General features: G+C 59.4%; 12 protein-coding genes. 3 read left to right on the forward strand and 9 right to left on the reverse strand.

Features of this window, described 5'->3' with window-relative positions:
• Positions 1-18 precede the first annotated feature (18 nt).
• A complete protein-coding gene (locus M5D89_RS09130) occupies positions 19-1,317 on the forward strand; it encodes an MFS transporter (protein ID WP_248886458.1) in 1,299 nt (432 codons plus the stop codon).
• Positions 1,318-1,319: 2 nt separating this feature from the next.
• Here M5D89_RS09130 and M5D89_RS09135 read toward each other — a convergent pair whose 3' ends face one another.
• The 5 genes from M5D89_RS09135 to M5D89_RS09155 form a co-directional block, all read right to left on the reverse strand.
• Positions 1,320-1,763, reverse strand: a complete 444-nt coding sequence (locus M5D89_RS09135) for a DUF488 domain-containing protein (RefSeq protein ID WP_248885506.1) — start codon at positions 1,761-1,763, stop codon at positions 1,320-1,322.
• An 87-nt stretch (positions 1,764-1,850) separates the two neighbouring features.
• A complete protein-coding gene (locus tag M5D89_RS09140; protein ID WP_248885507.1) occupies positions 1,851-3,068 on the reverse strand; it encodes an NAD(P)/FAD-dependent oxidoreductase in 1,218 nt (405 codons plus the stop codon).
• A gap of 139 nt (positions 3,069-3,207) precedes the next feature.
• Positions 3,208-4,362, reverse strand: a complete 1,155-nt coding sequence (locus tag M5D89_RS09145; protein WP_431307154.1) for an efflux RND transporter periplasmic adaptor subunit — start codon at positions 4,360-4,362, stop codon at positions 3,208-3,210.
• A 1-nt stretch (position 4,363) separates the two neighbouring features.
• Positions 4,364-5,788: an efflux transporter outer membrane subunit gene (locus M5D89_RS09150; RefSeq protein ID WP_248885509.1), complete on the reverse strand. Its 1,425-nt coding sequence runs from the start codon at positions 5,786-5,788 to the stop codon at positions 4,364-4,366.
• Positions 5,785-7,350: an MFS transporter gene (locus M5D89_RS09155; protein WP_248885510.1), complete on the reverse strand. Its 1,566-nt coding sequence runs from the start codon at positions 7,348-7,350 to the stop codon at positions 5,785-5,787. Before M5D89_RS09155 ends, M5D89_RS09150 begins: the two co-directional genes overlap by 4 nt.
• 84 nt (positions 7,351-7,434) lie before the next feature.
• On the opposite strand from M5D89_RS09155, the gene M5D89_RS09160 reads away from it, so the two are divergent.
• The gene (locus M5D89_RS09160) at positions 7,435-8,331 is read left to right on the forward strand and encodes a LysR family transcriptional regulator (RefSeq protein ID WP_248885511.1); all 897 of its coding nucleotides are present in this window, start codon (positions 7,435-7,437) and stop codon (positions 8,329-8,331) included.
• Positions 8,332-8,539: 208 nt separating this feature from the next.
• Here the strand turns inward: M5D89_RS09160 and M5D89_RS09165 are convergent, their stop codons facing one another.
• Complete coding sequence (locus M5D89_RS09165) at positions 8,540-9,571, reverse strand: hypothetical protein (protein ID WP_248885512.1); 1,032 nt, start codon at positions 9,569-9,571, stop codon at positions 8,540-8,542.
• A 550-nt stretch (positions 9,572-10,121) separates the two neighbouring features.
• Here M5D89_RS09165 and M5D89_RS09170 point away from each other — a divergent pair.
• Positions 10,122-11,492: a replication initiation protein gene (locus M5D89_RS09170; protein WP_248885513.1), complete on the forward strand. Its 1,371-nt coding sequence runs from the start codon at positions 10,122-10,124 to the stop codon at positions 11,490-11,492.
• Here the strand turns inward: M5D89_RS09170 and M5D89_RS09175 are convergent.
• From M5D89_RS09175 to M5D89_RS09185, 3 genes are all read right to left on the reverse strand, one after another.
• Complete coding sequence (locus tag M5D89_RS09175) at positions 11,457-13,142, reverse strand: site-specific integrase (protein WP_248885514.1); 1,686 nt, start codon at positions 13,140-13,142, stop codon at positions 11,457-11,459. The genes M5D89_RS09170 and M5D89_RS09175 overlap by 36 nt on opposite strands.
• Positions 13,143-13,478: 336 nt before the next feature.
• On the reverse strand, positions 13,479-13,895 hold the full coding sequence (locus M5D89_RS09180) for an AAA family ATPase (protein ID WP_248885515.1): 417 nt from the start codon (positions 13,893-13,895) through the stop codon (positions 13,479-13,481).
• A 73-nt stretch (positions 13,896-13,968) separates the two neighbouring features.
• Positions 13,969-16,326, reverse strand: a complete 2,358-nt coding sequence (locus M5D89_RS09185; protein WP_248885516.1) for a TrlF family AAA-like ATPase — start codon at positions 16,324-16,326, stop codon at positions 13,969-13,971.
• Between the last annotated feature and the right edge of the window lie 5 nt (positions 16,327-16,331).

Here is a 16,331-nt window from a genome sequence, read left to right on the forward strand (position 1 = left end):
ATGGCGCAGAATGGTATCATGATCCAGGGTTCACCCCGTAGCGTTCTGGCTGGGTCAACCATTGGCTTCTTCATTGGCGCGGGGTCGGTCTCACTCTACGGGCCAACTGCGCACATTTTTGTGCAAGCCATGCACCTATCTCCCACGCAAATTGGTTGGCTGGTCGGGATGCCCATGCTGACTGGCGCATTGCTTCGCATACCCTTTGGTGCCTCAGTCGATCACAACGGCGGGCGAACACCGTTCTTGATTCTGTTGATCGCATCTCTGGTTGGCATAGCAGGACTTTACTGGATGCTGTTGACCTTGTATCCGAACCATTTGGATGCACGCTACTATCCCTATTTGCTATTGCTTGGCGCTCTCGCAGGCAGCGGTATTGCGACATTTTCTGTGGGAATTGGCCAGGTATCGTATTGGTACCCTAAAAAACGGCAAGGGGCAGCGCTAGCCGTTTTTGGTGGGCTGGGAGATTCCTCGCCGGGTTTTGTTGCCCTTATTCTTCCAAGCGTGATATTACTAACCGGATTGTGGTCTGGCTATCTTTTTTCCTTGGCCATGATTATTCTCGGCATACTTCTGTACTTCCTCTGGGGGCATAATGCCCCGTTTTTTCAGTATGCGCATCGTATGGAAAAACGCGAAGCGATGGTACGTGCAAAAGCAGATGGAGAAGAATTGTTTCCTACGGGCGGCGTTTGGCATTCACTCAGATTGTCCGCACGCCATTGGCGAACCTGGCCTTTAGTGGGGCTATACTTTACGAATTTTGGGGGATTTCTTGCGCTCACGGTCTGGCTTCCCACCTTCTGGGAAAGCTATTACCATACCAGCACCATGACGGCCGTCATTCTGACCGCGACCTTCTCTTTGCTCGCTGCCTTCATTCGCGTTTGGGGTGGAGTGCTTTCGGATCGCAAGGGTGGTGAGAAGGTAGCCATAATTTCATTGATCATCCTGCTCATTGGCGCGGTCATCATGACCCTCTCACAGACGCTCTGGTTGACGGTAATAGGAGAAATTTTGGTCGGTGCCGGAATGGGCATTAACAATGCAGCGGTTTTCAAGTTAGTACCCCACTATGTGCCGGATGCCGTGGGTGGTGCGTCGGGATGGGTTGGGGGATTGGGTTGTCTGGGCGGGTTTGCTGTGCCGCCGCTACTGGGTGGATTTGTAGATCGCTTTGGCGTGCAGGGATACTCCCTGGGTTATAGCGTATATATCGGACTGGCAATCGTGAGCTTGCTGTTGGTTTGGATTCTAATCAAGACCCAAGAGCAGATCGGCGAAGGACACTCCTTCTCGTCGAAGCGTTGATCCTACGGCGCATCCGATTCCCCGGACTCCCTCGTAGGGTCCGGTCGCTGCGCGGTTTTTGGCAAGTGACTACATACAAAATCCCTGAGGACCAAGGCACCATTGTGCTCCCGATCCTGGGCGGCATACAGCAGTATGAGGTCTTTTCCCCTCGCCGCGGCCAGCAAGCTGCGGGCTTCAGCTTCGTGATCTTGCAGCTCGACGAGATAACGTTGGCGAAACTCCGGCCACAACGACGGATCGTGATGAAACCATTGGCGTAGTGCTGTGCTGGGAGCAAGGTTTTTGGTCCAGTCATCCAGGGGGAGATCCGTTTTACGCTGTCCCCGTGGCCATAGGCGCTCCACGAGCACACGGTATCCTGGCGGAATGGGTTTGTCATAGACGCGCCAGACGTGGATGGTGCAGAGTCCATCTAATTCTTGGGCTTGCGGAGCAGGAGACATTTTCCCGATACTTCTTTCGTGGTTACGCAAGGCTGTATCCCAGTAGTCGACACGTGGCGCGTGACTTCGCTTCTGGTCCGGCGATCATCACCGCTCCAGTGTTTCCGTCCAGTATGGATCCTTTAGGGATCGGCGAGCCGCGATTCCTGCGCGTACAGCATCGGCTTTTTCCCAGACATTCCAGAGCAGTACACCCTCCACCCGGTCATCAGATCCATAATAGATGACGGCCTTTCCCTCCTCGGGACTCGCTACACGCAGCACCCGCCGGGAATCGCAGCGTCCCACGGCCTCGAAGCCGAGGTCAAAGATATCACTGAAGAAAAGCGACTGATGCCGGAAAGGCTCCTCTCTCCCAGCCATCGCACGCCCTGCCGCCTTTCCCGTCGCTTCAGCATTATCCCAGTGCTCCAGCCGACAGGGTGTTTGCCATACGGGGTCTGGGTAAGTCGCAACGTCTCCCGCAGCCCAGATGTGCGCGTCGCTGCTGCGCAGCTCGGCATTGACCGCGATCCCGCCTTTGTCCAGTGCTAGACCTGCCTGCTGGGCGAGTTCAAGCTGGCCCTCCATGCCCAGTGCGTAAACCAAAAGATCACCAGCGATAGGCGCGTGCTCACGGAAGTCCGCGCGCACATGGCCTTCCTTCCAGCTCAGCGTTTCCAAGCGGTGGCGTGGATACAGCAGGACTCTGGCTTGGTGGTAGCGGGAGAGGACGGCTTTTTGCAAGACTGGTGGGAAGATATGGGCCAAAGGCGCGTCGCCGGCAAAAGCGTAGTGGACTTTTAAACCCTCTTGCTGGGAGAGCGCGGCCGCAATCTCTGCGCCAAGGAAACCACCTCCCACCACCAGTAAGCGAGAAACTGACTGTGCCGCAGTCCGAAGCCGACGATAGTCCGAGAGGCTGCGCAAGACATGGACGCGCTCCCGCAGTTCGGTGTTGGTAAGTTCGGGCTGCCGTGCACGGCCCCCCGTAGCTAGAAGGAGACGCTCGTAGCGATAAATTTTCCCGGCGGCGCTGGTGAGAGTCTTGGCCGCAGCGTCTAGTTTCACTACCACGTCCCCGAGCCGTGTCTGCACACCCAAATGTTCCCAATCGGCGGCGGAACGCAGGGGTAAGTCATCCAGCGCTACCTTATTCGTCCAGAGACCCTTTGATAAAGGTGGACGTTGATAAGGCAATTCTGTCTCTGCTCCCAGCATCAGCAGCCTGCCACCATCGTCCGACTCGCGGATAGCCATCGCTGCGGCTGCTGCCGCTGGACCCGCGCCAACGATGACGTAATCCCAAGGGGATATGTCGTTCATTACTTACCTCCAGCATCCCGCAATGTCATGGATCTTTCCTAACCCTCCGCACCATCGCGAAGCGGCGCACCTACTTAATCACTATAGACCAGGCGGGATCCTCATGCCGCTGAAGACACTCCCCCGGCAAAGGGTGAGATCAAGAGTTCTTGGCGATGATTTTCTGTGCCAATTGTTGCGCCTGCAGCAATTCGCCGGTATAGATTTTGGTATGGTATCCCCGGTTTGGGGTCGTCGTGATCGGTTGTAAAACGGTCTTGGCTTCCTTGTTGTCGTCGATAGCGATTCGCGCAATCATCGATAGACCCGGGCGCAAGGGGTGGCGGCGGAGCTCTGCCGGCCGCAAGCTTATCCGGATCGGTACCCGCTCCACGATATGGATGTAATTACCCGTCGCGTTTTCTGGAGGCAGAACGGCAAAGGCACTGCCAGCGCCGGGCAGGAGCCCCTGAACGGTGCCGTGAAAGATGACACGGTCGCCATAGTAATAACTCTCCAGTCGCACCGGTTGCCCTGGCCGCAGTTGATCCATCTCGGTTTCTTTGACGTTGGCTACTACCCAGAGATCATCCAAGGGTACGATGGTGAAGAGCCGCTCTCCCGGGTGAATCATCAGACCGGGGTAGGCGCTGCGTTGGGCTACGAAACCGCTGATGGGGGCACGCAGATCCCGCCTGGCCCAGTCGATATAGCGGCGCTCCAGCTCGGCCACCACCGCCCGCACCTGGGGGTTGTTTTGCAAGGTGGTGCCTCCCACCAGTGCTTGTGCTGCCTGGAGTTTGGCCGCCGTTGCGGCGATCTCTGCCTGTAGCGCGTTTACGTCTTGCACAGTATTGGCAATCTGAATGGTGGCTACGGCGCCGCTCGCCTGCGCGCCACGATACCGCTGGAGATCATCGCGAAGCTTCGTCAATTGTGCCTGTTGGGCGCGGAGTTTTGCTTGGGTTTCCTGTACCGCGGCAAATTCCTGACGCAGTTGTCGCACCGTGCGTCCCAAGGCGGCCTCGCTGGCTTGCAGAGCCAGCAGACTGCGGTCTCCCTGGAGACTCGCAAGGATGGTGCCGGCGCGCACGTATTCGGTGTTTTCCACATATACCCGCCGGATCGTACCCGCGCTTTGCGCCTGGACGGGCGTGACATTTCCCTCCACGTAGGCATCGTTGGTAGCAATACGCTGACTGCCCACCAGCACCCACCACGCCGCCCACCCCATCAGCAGCAAGGCGAGGATGAGGCCAAATACGAGGTAATTGCGACGGGAACGAATAGGTGTTTGGGAAAGGTCTTCTGGCACCTCAGTCATCCTTTGTTGCTTGTCGATATCCTCCGCCCAAGGCGGATTCCAGTAGAGCCCAGTTTTGCCAACGTGCGGTGGCGATGGCAGTTTGCTGTTGGCGAACCTGAACACAGGTGATTTCTGCCGCGATACTGGGCAGAGCGTCACTCAGACCCTGGCGCCAAGCTTGCTGGCGCAACTCCCACTGTGCCTGCGCCGCTGCCGCGGCGCGGTGTTCGGCCTGTTCTTGGCGTTCTAGCTTCTGCGCCGTGCTCAGGCGATCGGCAATTTCGCGTAAAGCTGCCAGGAGGGTGCGCCGATAGCGATCCTGGGCGGCGAGAAACACCGCATTCTGGGCCCGCAGGTGGGCACGTAGGGCACCTCCCTCGAAAATCGGCAACGTAATGACCGGGCCGACGGCATGAGCGAAATTCCCCGGGTCAAACAGATCGCCCAGGTGGATACTGTTCCAACCGGCGAGCAGACGAAGATTGATGTCTGGGTAGAAGGCAGCCCGTGCCGCCCCAACCTCCGCCGCTGCCGCTTGCACTGCCCAGCAGGTGGCGACGATGTCGGGGCGCCGAGCGAGCAGTCGCAATGGGAGATCCTTCGGCAACCCCAGTGCTGGGGTGAGCGCCTGCGTTGTTATGGTAGCGGACCCTATCGTCATGGAGGGTCCTTCGCCGCAGAGTGCGGCCAGGGCATGCTCCTCGGTAGCGATGGCCGCTCGCAGCTTGGCGATGCGCTGGGCGGACTCGGCTAGGGCTAAATCTTCGGCATGGATCTGGCTGGCGTTGAACAAGCCTTGCTGAAAACCGCCCACAGCCACGGCCTTGGCCTGCTCTTGCAGGGAGTGCAGATGTTCTGTCTGCTGGAGCAAGCGTCGGTCACCTTCGAAAGCGAAATACTGGACGACGACCGCAGTACTGACCAAGAGCCGTGCCTGAGCTGCCTCCGCCTGGTTCATGGCCAGGCGTCCGCGAGCTGCCTGCACCAGATCGCGATCTTGTCCCCAGAGATCGACGTGATAGCGGATGTCGATGGGATTGAGTGCGCCAAAGGTATTGCTCGTGCCATTGGCGTTGAGATGCAGACCTTGGGCCGAGAAATATTGCTGCGTGAACGCGAAATTGGCATCGAAATGGGGTAAGAGCCGTGATCGCGCAGCGCCGACATCGGCTTGCGCCAGCAGCACCTTTGCAGCTGCGGCTCGTAAATCCGGATTCCGCTCGAAAGCGATCTGTACCAGACGGTCAAGCCCCGGGTCTTTCGCACTCCGCCACCACTCTTGGGCGGGCCAGGGTGCCGTTGCTATCCCGATGGGTCTGGGAATGTGCAAATCCACCTTGTCTTTCGGATTGTCGGGTAGCTGCTCAGGCAAGCGCGCGCAGCCGCTCACCACGAGCGAGAAGCACAGCATCGTCGATGCAAAACGTATCTTCATGGTTCCACCAGCTCGGCAATGGCCGTTTGCTCCGCAACACTCTCGGGACTCTTTTCCTTTGGCGCTCGTGACAGCAGGCTCCACAGGGCCAGCCCGCCAAAAATCCCGGCAGCCAGGTAAAAAATCTCGTTGAAGGCGAGCATGGCGGCGTGTTGTCGTACCGACGCCGCGAGCAGGCCGGGGACATTGGCAAAATGGCGCTCGGCGGCATGCCAAAAGAGCAGATTGCTGCCCTGCACCTCTACCAGAAAATGGCGATGGAGATCCAAACGCCGTTCCCACAGGGCTGCTACGAGGGGAATTCCCATGGCCTGACCGGTGCTGCGGAGAAGATTCAACGCGACGGCAGCACGCTGCTCCGATGGGCCAGAAAGCCCCCAAAGCCCGATCCGTGCCCAGGCAGCAAAGGCCCCACCAAGACCCAAACCCACTAGCATGGGCGCCTCGACCAGGCTGCTAGGCGAGACCGGAAGGTCGTAGCTGGAAAGCCACCAAGCCGCCCCACTGAGCAAGAGCAGGGAAACGAGCGCCAGTGGGCGCGGATCGTGGCGGCCCAGATACCAGTGAGAGAAGGTGGCGCTTGCGGGTGCAAAAATGGCCATACTGAGAAGAAGCTCGCCAATGGCACGAGCACTGAAGCCAAAACTGAGCTGATACTGAACGATAAGTAACGCCAGCGTACCCTGAAATGCCAGCGCGGTGAGAAAAACGCCAAGGGCCGCAACGCGAAAATTGACATAGCGAAAACTGTGCAAATCCAACGCTGGCAGGGTCTGTCGCCGCAACCACCAGACGGTCGCCCCCCCCAACACCAGAGTCAGCATCGTCAGCAGGCGAATCTCCGACGAGCGCCACCAGTCGTCTTTACTCCCCAGATTGCAAAGCATTTGCAGGCTTACTAGGCTCGCCACCAAAAGGGCATAGCCCAACCAATCCATCGATGGCCGTTCCCCTTGGCGCTCCGGCGGCTCCCACAGCCATATTCCCAGAAAACTCATCAGCAGAATGGGCAGATTGAGGAGGAACAAGCACCGCCAGCCCCACGCATCGTCAATCCAGCCCCCAAGAAAAGGCCCAATGGCAAAGGGCGTGATGGCGGCTATGCCCCAAAGAAATAAGCCATGGTCGCGCCGGTCACTGTGGTAGTGGCGCAAGAGCAGGTTGAGGGAAAGGGGGATACTCAGCCCCCCAGCGAGGCCGGCGACAATGCGAGCGGCCAAAAACGGCACATATTCGCGCGTTGTAGCATTGATCAGCGACGCAAAAAAAATGGCTGCTAAACAAAAGAGTAGGCCATTGCGATTGCCAAAACGTTGGCTGGCCCAATGCCCCAGAGGCAGGCCTAAGCCCAAAGCCAGGAAGTACAGGTCTTGGGTCCAGTCACCATAGATCATATTGCGCCCCAAGGAGCCAATGACCCGGGGGATCATTGGCAGGTAGGCACCACCATTGAAGAGGACCAGGAAATGCTCCAGGCCAATGGCTAGGTTTACCGCCAGAAATCGGTTGGAAGCCGAATACGCGCTGGCACTTTGTAACTGGCGATGAAGGATGTGAAACATGGCAGCTCTGCAAAAATCCAGAGCGGAGCCTAGCAATGGCAAAGCTATCGGACCAATAGGAAGTTATGATAGAAACTATCGGCTATGGCGATATCTACTCCTTCCTTGGAACTCCTCGAGACCTTTCTCGCTCTGGCAGAGAGCGGCAGCGTGAGCAAAGCCGCGCAAATCCTGCACCGGAGTCAGCCAGCCATCAGTGAACGACTGCAGCGACTGACGGAACTGGCCGGGGAGCCCCTCTATTACGGGATGGGTCGCGGTGTTCGCCTAACGGCAGCGGGGGAAGCCTACCTCGCTCCTGCACGCCGCCTTCGGGATCTCAAGCGGGAATGGTCAGACATGGTGCAGCGCCGGCGGCAGTTGCAGGAAGGCGTTCTCAAGATCGCCGCCACCAATACCGTAGCCAATTACTTTCTGCCCCAGTATCTCGTGCGGTTTCGGCAGGACTACCCCGAGGTGGAACTGCAATTGCGCGGAGGAATCACGGATTGGTCTCAGTATTCTCTGCTGGATTGGGATCTCTTCTTTCTCGAAGAGGGCACACCAATGACGGGGCTGCCGCCCCACTATGAGGCTAGCCCTTGGCTCGAGGACGAGATTCTTGCCATTTTCCCCAGGGGGCACGCCTTTGCGGAAAAGCCTAAGCTGGATTTAGCGGATTTGGCGAGCGAACCACTGGTCTGGCGGGAAGAGCAATCGGGCATTCGCCAGCGTATCCTGCAAGAGTTCCGCAAAATTGGTATCGAACCCAGCATTCGTATCGAAGTCAACGGTGTCGAAGCCATGGGAACGGCCGTGGCGGCCGGGCTGGGTATCGGCTTTATCACCAGCACCGCCTTGTGCCATCGCCCAGATTGGGCAATCGAGAGTCGCCGGGTTGGCGACCCGATCCACTGGACCCTATATCTGGTCGCCCCCAAAATCCCCTATCGCTCTCATACCATCGCACGTTTTTTAGAGTACCTGAACCCAGCCAAATAAAAAAACCAAGGCGATGGGAAGGAAGCATTTTGGGCCCACTAGGCGCGTTCCTAGAAAGATCGAAATGACCGCTTTCAGTCTGTTACCGCCGTCCACCTCTGCTCAGCCTACAGCTTTCCATCGCCCATCGGCAAGTGCGAGCTCGCTGCTCCGTCCCAATGGCCGCTAGGTCTCCCCACTTAACCCGCCCTCATTCGGTCCCATGCGCCTAGGTCCTTTGTACTCGCAACTCTGCACTCAGGCGACGAACTCGCTCCGTCAAAGCGGATTCCAGCGCCGAAAGCCGCTTTTCCTGCCAATGCTCCGGCGGGTAGAGCAACGTCCCCACCTGTTGCAGTCCATCCCAGCGGCCCCGGGCGGTTTGATGCGCTAGGTATAACTCAATCGAGGCCAGCAAGGTATCTGGCCATTGCTCTTGTTCAGCAACAGCCAACAGGCGATAAGCTAACAGCGTGCCGAGCCGCTCCTCGGCAAAAACGAGGTGCAAGTCCGTCAGGTACACCCCCTCGATCAGTTGGTAGGGCGCTCGACTGGCGGCGGCCAGAGGACCCCGGATGAGCTGGCACAGCGCCTCGAAGTCCTGGCGCTTGCGACTGTGAGCCTCCACTTCGAACCATTGCAATTCCGCACCGTCGTCATCCACTTGCAGAATCGCCCCATCGGGGATCTTGTTCGCTACCACAATCTGAGGGGTGCGACGGGTGAGGATTTCGTATTCCGTCCAGACCTGATTCCCCTCCACGAGCCGGTCAATCAGGGTGTTGTTGATGAGGCTGCGATGGCGGACGTTGCCCAGGCGGAGATCCAGCCCTGACTTGGCGGGCACCGTGGGCCGGGCTTGATGCAGATGCACGACTCCGGCGGGACGTAACACATAGGCAGAGCCGCCGCCGTCGATGACCCGCCTCAGAATCCAGCCTTGAGATTGAGCTTTGGCGATGAAGCGCTGGCCGAGCTTTTCCCGGGTGACGGGCGTACTCCCCGGCCATAGGAGCCGGCTGATCTGCTCGCGGGTGAGCCAGCCGAAGCGGGCGATGGCCTCCAGGCCGTCGAGAAGATTGGTCTGGTGCTGCTGTATCGTATCCATGCGGGAGTATAGCGACCCCGCGCCCAGGTCTTGAGGCCATAGGTCGGCAACGGCCCCCGGTGTGGCGTTTTCTCCCGTAGGGGGCTCTGTACCGACCCTCGCCTTCTGAGGGTTCCGCGCGCTCTCGCGCTCTCCACCCAGGAGACTGGCCACCTTGGTGGCCAGAGTTTGGGGCAGGAAGCCCGGGAATTGGGGGCTGGACGCCCCATTCCCAGGCCCAGTGCTGGACGCACTGGCCTGCCCCCTTTACAGCGGTCCCCCGGGCGCTTTGCGCCCGGCGGCAACCCGCTCACGCGGTGCCGCTGGACGCGCACCGGTGATCAAGTTGCCCCCGGCCTGCGGCCCGGGGGACGGGGGCTACGCCCCCCCGACTGCAAACCGGCACCTGGGGGTGCCTGGACCCGCAGCTCCGCGCTGGACGCGCGTCACTTCGCGGGCCCTTTTCATCGGCGCCCCCCCAGCCTCCCTCCGCTCCGTGCTGGACGCACGGATCGTCTGGAGGGGTTCCGCAGGTCGGCAGTGCCGACCGCTGCACCCCACGGCCACCGCTAAGCGGAGTGGCCGCGGCTCCCCTCGCTTCTACCCTGTCTGACTGCGGCCCATCCTCTTCCTTGCGTGTCCGGTTGCTACACTGGACATGCAAAACGATATAACCCCTCCCTCTTCACCAGCCTCCGACACTCCTCCAGGATGGACCCACTGGTTGACCACACTGCGCAAGGGTGTGGGTGCCGTCAATGTCAATAATTTATGGCGCTGTATCTTCTGGCGTTTGCGCGAGTATCCCCCAGAGGGGCCCATGCCACAATGCGTCATCGACGAGATCTTGGACTTAAAGGCCGAAATCGACCGGATCCACCGGAAGTATTCGGAAAAACGCGAAAAACAAAAAGCGGCTCTGCAGCGAAGTCAGCTCCTCGCCACGCAGAAATCTGCAGCTGCCAAAAAACTTCCCCGCATTCTGGCCCTGTGGCAGTCCCGACTGCCAGAACGCCCTTACTGTACAAATGACTTCGAAACCGGCGTCAGGATACGGCCCACAGGCTTGGCGGTGACTTTACGAGAAATCCAACCGAACAAACCCTGGGAAAATCAATGTCTCGTCATTGACCTGGATCATGCCCATGATCTCCCCGTCGATGTTCCGCCTCCGAATATCCTGGTAACAAACCCAGTATCCGGCCATCGGCATGCCTTCTATCTCTGGAAAACCCCCATCCTGATCGGCCCGAACGCCAGCCGAAAAGCCCAAAACTTTTTTACCGATGTGGCGATTGCATTGCGCATCGCTCTCAATGGCGATCCTGCCTACCAGGGAACACTGTGTCACAACCCCCTGCATCCCCATTGGCAACTGGAGATTCTTGTGCAGAAACCATACCAACTGCGCGACTTTCGCGAAGTCCTGGATCGCATCAAGGCCACTCACCGACTCCCGCGAAGAGGGAGACAAGATGACACCCTGGCAAGCCTCGGAAGAAACTGTGCAACTTGGGAAAGCTGTCGCAGACTGGCATACACCTACGGTCCTCAACAGGATCTATTGGATCGGGTAACGGCCGATGTGAATGCCTATAATCTGCAGAATAACTCCCCCCCGCTATCGGACCGAGAGTGCCACCACATCGCAAAATCCATCGCGAACTATGTGCAAAGTGGCCGCCACCAACTGTTCGTCAGCCGGACCCATTCACCAAAACTGCAAGCCCAGCGTGGGCGCAACAGCGGAAAAGCACGGCGCAGTCGATCCGAAGGGGCACGGGCGACGGCGGTGGCGCTGTATCGAGATGGCAAAAAACAGACGGAAATCGCCGAGATTCTAGCCGTCCATCAGTCTACCGTCTGCCGCTGGCTTAAAGCGTATCCGAAAATATGCACGAACCTAATCAGGATAAAAGCGGGGACGGCGGGCAAAAGCGCCGACCGTACCGCCAGATTGGGAAGAAAAGGGGCGGCGCGTCACCGAGGTCAGGGGGGTGGGTTCGAGCGCCGGGGCGGAGCCCCAGGAGCGGCCTTCCGGAATCCAGCCACACCAATCCTATCCTCTCGCGGTGATCCTCCGGGTGAAGGGTAGAGGTTTCGGAAAGGACAACGGTACCTCGACCTTGGCCATTTGTTGGGCTTTTACCTCGATGGAGTAACCATCGCCATAGCTGTCCCCCACGTTGGCGACCTGGCCGGGGCTCGCGTGACCGGTCAAGGCATGGTGTAGCTCCCGCGGAATCAAGGCGTTTCGGCAGAGATCCTTGAAGGTGTGGCGAAAGCTGTGGAAGGTGACCTCAGGGGGTAGGTTCAGGGTCTGATGAAGGAAACGGCCAATCCACTTGCCCACGACCTCACTATCGGTGCTGACTTGGCTGCGGCTGCGCAGGAAGGGCCAGAGGCTGCGGTATCCGGCGCTGCGGATGGCTTCCACATAGGCAAGGAAGCCCAGCTCGATGAGTTTGGGATGGATGGGAACATCGCGAATGCTGTTTTGGTTTTTGGCCTGCAGGATTCGGAAGTGGGGGACGGGTTCCCGGACAATGTGATCGACGGTGAGCTGACCGATCTCGTTGAGCCGGGCGCCGGAGTACAGGGCAATGAGGGGAATCCAAATGCGCGCGTGGTAGCCTCCCCCACCGGTGCTAGTGGTGATGCCGTAGAGCGCTTGGGAGGAGAATATCTGGGCCAGCTCGGCCTGGGTGAAGGATCGGCGGCTAGATTCCGGGGCGATGCCTTCCTTGGTGGCAAAGCGTTTGTAATCGAATCCGGAAAATGGATTTTTCTCCAACAATTCGTCCTTGACGGCGATGGAAAAGATCGCTCCGACAAGGGTACCCTTCTTCTCCAAGGTTTTAGCGCTGTTACCGCGCTGATCCCGTTCGTGGCGCAGCCAATCCGTCACCTGGGCGCGGGTCAATGTGGCTGGGGTGGCTTTGGGCAGGAAACTGGACAGCGACTGGATCAGGCGCTGGAGCTCTCTGTCGGTGCGGGGCTTGCGCGGGCAGTCCTGGCGCCAGTGGTCGAGCAGTTCCTGCCAACCAAGATCCGAATTTCGGGAAGTGGCGGCGTTGGTGGAGGTGGTGGGCTCCCAGACGGCCGGCAAGGGAATATCCTCTGGCGTCAGCTTGGGTTGCACCAGACGGCCCGCCTGGCGCTGGGCCAGGATGTCGTAGCCCTCTTGCAGCGCGGGAAGGACGTCCAGGACCAGTTGGCGCTCTTCTGCCGCACTGACGGCCAGTTGATGCCCCTTGCCCACCAGTAGGGTGCGAATAGCGGGGACAAAGGCTTCGGGCTGCCCTCGGGCCAGGGCTTGGGCAATCTTAGCCTGGACCTCCTGGATGTTCTCCTGGAGCTCTTGATATTCTTCATCGTCGATCCCTTCCCGGCGCCAGGCCAAGTCGGCTTCAAGGCTGGAAAGCCACAGGGCCCGCAGGCCGGAGACCAGTGCCGGAGTAACCTCGGTGATGGGTTTGAGGGGATGGTGCGGGGCCCTGGCGACGTAGCGCGCGAAGGATTGGGCGTAGTCCGCTTCCTGCTGGACCTGTTGCCGCAGGCTGTGGAATTGCTGATCCACCTGCACGGCCAATACACGGGCCTGGCTGACCGCCTGGCGGTAGTCTTTCCCTAGGGATCGCTTGATTTCACGCTTGCCGACAGCGGCCCGTAGGGACTCTGGAACGACGATGCGGAAAACATAGCCATGAGGGGTCTTGTAACAGTTGCTGGGCAGGGCGGGCATTACCTTCTCCTCGTCCCGCTCGCTCCGTTTTGTACCGGCTTTTTGTACCACTGAGCCTCCTGAATGCCTTGATACTATTGCCATTCAGTATATTAGTACAAATTGGCGGAGAGGGTGGGATTCGCCCACACACCCATACAATTATTTAAAATTCAATAAGTTACGAAACACTTCCTTGGTTGGTTAGTGACAGCACCTAGTTACAAAGCTCTTCTCTCTAAACACCTGCATTATAACAGACATGCGCCCTCATCCAAGCCGACGTAACTGTCCACCAACTTTGGCAATCAAGCGCAAGTATTGCAGGTCGAGTGAGGAACTCTGCTCCCGAATGGATCAAACCTCCCTTCCCAGGCGTTGATAACGTCGTTCAAACGCTTCTTCGCCGCCTTCCATCACTTGGCAGACTTCGCGGCGCATGGCCTGATCCTGCAACGAGCCGGTTTGCTTCACATGGCACTGGTGATTGAAGTCCAGCACGTGGATCAGCTCCGCATCGCCATTGACCACGATGTTGGGGTTGTGGGTCACGATGATGAGCTGACGGCGCAACTTGTTGCTGCGGATCTGCTGCACGACCAATCCGTAGATCAGGTGGTTATCCAGGTCATCTTCTGGCTGGTCGAGCACCAGCGGCTCGTTGCCGTGCGCCAGCAGGAAGGCTAGCATGGCGGCAGCGCGCTGCCCGGCAGACGCCTGGCCGATGGACTGAAAGTCCCGTCCGTCACCCTTGCGGCTGTACTCGATCTGCAAACCATCTTCGGGGAACCAGCACAGAATGTGGTCGATGAATTCCGGGCGCTTGTCGGCCTCCGCCTTCAGGAATTTATTGAACCAGCCGCCAAACTCCCCCTGCCCGCGACAGGCGTATCTTCTGCGTCAATAGCGCCTGCTCGAAGGCCGCCGTGTCCCATACGCCCGGCTGCTCGACCAGATCAACCGTGCCCAGCAGATCGGCCACGAGCCCTTTGGGGGATGCCCCCTCTTGCTCCTGATACAGGTCGTCCACGTACTTGCCTTCAGCGGCCCCAAGCACCTCCCGCAGGGAGCGCTCAATGCCCTGCGCGTCCCGGCTGTAAGGGATCAGTTCGATGCGTACAAAGGGATTGCCTTGCAGCGTTGCCTGCAGAAATGCGCTCCGTTGGGCGCTGATGGCGCGGCGGGCCAATTGCACCTGTTCCAGCAGCGATTTGGCCTTCTTTCGCAACTCGGTGTGCTGCTTCTGCAAGGCTTCCAGCTTCTTCAGCTCGGTTTCCAGGCGCCGCTTTTCTTGTACTAGGCGGCCGTACTCACTGGGGTCGCTGACGCCTTGTTGCTGCAAGTCAGCCTTGAGCTGCTCGTAGGCCGTCTTGGCCGCGCCGATCCGCGCAAACCAGGGCGAAGTCTCCAGTTCACCTCTCAGGACTCGCCCACGCGCCTGCAGCACGTTTGCCGCGCTCTCGACTTCCTGCCGCGCCTTAACGATGGCGGCGTGCAGCGCTTGGACAATGCTCAGTGCCGGGCCGTCCTCGGCGGTATCGAACAAGCCTTCCGGCAAGTCTTCCGCCAACAGATCGTCGGCAAGCGCTTTCAAGCGGGTTGCCAGTTCGGCGGAGGCTTCGAACTGGCGTTCCAGCTCGCGGCTTTGCCGGTTGGTGTGCTCATAGTTTTTCAGCAGGGTGGCATGATCAGCGCCCTCGAAGCGGGCCAGCTTGCGCTGAATATCTTGCAGGGCCAGCGTCAACGCCTCACGTCCTTGCAGCTTGCCGTCCAGCTCGCGCAATTGCGCCCGTGCGGCCAAGAAGGCACGCTTGACATCCTCGAAAGCGGCTTGCTGCGACTGTGTGCCCGCCGCATCGTCAATCACCTTGAGCAGCGCCTGCTGGCTGTCACCGGCCAGCGCGGCGATCTGCCCCTGGCTGAACAGGCGCAACGGAAAGCGTTGCTCGGTGACGGCCTGGCTAGCAGGAGGCTTGAAACTGCCCGTAGCGGCGTCCCATTCCTCCACCGCGTGGCCCTGGCCATCCTGCCGCCAGATCAGGCGATAGGGCACGCCATCGCGCTGCACCCGCACGTAGATGGTCGTATCTGCCAGCAGGCCGCCTTCGTCATTGCGGTTTTTGGCGACCTTGTTGAAACGGCTGAAGATTTGCCCGGCTTCCGAGGTGGGCGATAACTCCTTCTCACGGCGATAAGTCAGGCGCAGCGCATGCACGACGGTCGACTTGCCGGTGCCACGACCGCCGATAAGCGCGTTGAAATAGGGATTGAGCGGCAAGCTGGCAGTCTGTCTGCCCCGCCCCATGTAACGTGCGTCGCAGATTTCAATCGATTCGATGAAATGCTCGGGCGTATTGAACGGCGCAAAGTCGCGGATTTCATCGCTGCGCCGAACAGAGACTTCCTGTCCATCCAGCAAGGCAAGACGCAAGCCTTCCAGGCTAGGCCGGGCCATCTTGATCCAGGTGTAGCGCGAACCGGGAACAGCCGTACCTTGGAAGCTGTGGCAATCGGTGCCCACTACGCTGGCAAAGCGTAGTTTCAGTTCATCCAGCACCATAGGCACGGGGCGAGAGGATACGGTCCACTCCAGCGCCAGGATGCCGGGTTCCCGCAAGACAGCCTTAACCGTGTTGGCATCCATCACGCATCTGCGCGTACCAGTCTCGACCTGTAACAGCCCCTTGTCGCCATTAGCATGTGCCGGAATGGCAAGCCCCCCTGCCGCCAGAATGCGCTCCACCACCTGGGCGGCACCGATGCGGGTCACACCATCGCTGCCACCACGCGTGCCTTCGTACTCCACCCGCGCCAGCAGGTCGCTGATGGTTTGACTGTTAGCGGACGGGTCGAAGATCGCCAGCAGGTGAAAACCGCCCTGCACCGAGATTTCCACTCCAGGGAAGAGGTGCAGCTCACGGAATCCGGTAGGTGGCGCGCCTGCATCGGCCTCGCGCTTCATCTGCGCATAGGCCGCCTTAAGCCTATCGATCCACTCGCCTGTGTTGTGGTCGGTGATGGCCAGGCAGTCGATCTCGGCGGCCATGTACTTGAGCAGCCAGGCCTGCGGCGTCAATTCATTCGGCGTACCGATGGCGGCCTGCCATGCCCCGGTGTCCTTGGAGGCCGGAGTGTGGGTATGGAAATCGAACTTCCACCAGCGTGCCCCGGGGTATGGCCAGGGTTGGCTTGCGTTAACGCTCATGTCCA

Origin of the sequence: Acidithiobacillus acidisediminis, from assembly GCF_023277115.1 — a bacterium.
Lineage (GTDB): Bacteria > Pseudomonadota > Gammaproteobacteria > Acidithiobacillales > Acidithiobacillaceae > Igneacidithiobacillus > Igneacidithiobacillus acidisediminis.